This window comes from Sinorhizobium sp. P24N7, from assembly GCF_042436655.1.
Classification (GTDB): Bacteria; Pseudomonadota; Alphaproteobacteria; order Rhizobiales; family Rhizobiaceae; genus Sinorhizobium; species Sinorhizobium meliloti_A.
In genome coordinates this window covers 1-668 of record NZ_JBHMIW010000082.1, presented here as the reverse complement: position 1 = coordinate 668, position 668 = coordinate 1, and the positions used below count along the sequence as shown (strand labels likewise).

Below are 668 nucleotides of genomic sequence, written 5' to 3'. Positions count from 1 at the left end.
GGCTTTTCCGCACCGCCTGGCCAATCACAATGCGCTGTGACCAGCGGAAGCCGATCTCGTGGAAATACAGGTCGGCATGCTGCGGGCTGATATGATGAAAGACGCCGGCAATTGTGCGGCGGACCCGGGAATTGAAACCTTCGACCGAATTGACATGAACGGCGTCCCGAACGTATTCGCGGCTGGAATGCTTCACGGTGTCATGCCTGGCATAGGTCTCGCCAAGGGCTATGAACGCTGTCGCCTCGTCACTCATCAACCAGGCATGAGGTTCTATCTGCGTTTCGGCGGCGCGCGCTGCTGCACGTAGCGAAAGGCCAGTCACCACCGCCGCACGGGCGTCACCGGCCGGAGTGCCGGGTGTGACGTCCTCTGGTCGCTGCACCATCACCATGACCGGTGTCTTCTGGGTGTTCGGCAGACCTTTTCGGCCGCGTCCAGGCGGTGGATCGTCCGGATTTATTCTTGCTCGCCCACCGAGATGAAAATGATCGATCTCCACTGTGCCATCGAGCATGTGCTCGCGCGCCGCCATGAGACGCAACGCGTGTCCCATCCGCCAGGCCGTGGGTTGGCTCACCCCCAAAGCCTCGGCCAGGCGCACCGAGGACAAACCCTTATCCGACTGCAGCATAAGCCACATGCCCTTCAACCAGACACTCAACGGA

Annotated in this window: 1 protein-coding gene; it reads right to left on the bottom strand. The window is 60.9% G+C overall.

Annotation, left to right across the window (positions count from 1 at the left end; translation table 11 throughout):
- Positions 1-668 (bottom strand): IS1595 family transposase (locus tag ACFHWW_RS34005; RefSeq protein ID WP_379943767.1); only part of this gene is annotated, 668 nt, incomplete at both ends.